The sequence below is a fragment of the Halomonas sp. ND22Bw genome, assembly GCF_003011945.1.
Lineage (GTDB): Bacteria > Pseudomonadota > Gammaproteobacteria > Pseudomonadales > Halomonadaceae > Halomonas > Halomonas halophila.
The window spans coordinates 1-249 of sequence record NZ_PXWD01001438.1 but is presented as its reverse complement, the minus strand read 5'-3'; the positions used below and the strand labels follow the sequence as shown (position 1 = coordinate 249).

1 pseudogene is annotated in these 249 nt (G+C 61.8%); it reads left to right on the top strand.

Features of this window, described 5'->3' with window-relative positions:
• Window positions 1-249: pseudogene (locus CVH10_RS22955) on the top strand (hypothetical protein); the annotation flags it as partial.

Here is a 249-nt window from a genome sequence, read left to right as displayed (position 1 = left end):
CTGTTTGAACTGGAAAACTTACCCGGCAAAGAGGCCGCCCGACGCTGGTGGAAGCGCCGCCATCGTCCGGAAGAGAACCGGAAGCCCGGCGAAGCGCAGGCGCTGTTCGTCTGGCGGGATAACGGCGAGCACCGGGACGATATTGAGCGCCACTACCTGAAAATGCTGGCGAATGCCAAACGCGAAGTGATCATCGCCAACGCCTACTTCTTCCCGGGCTACCGGCTGCTGCACGCCATGCGCAGTGCT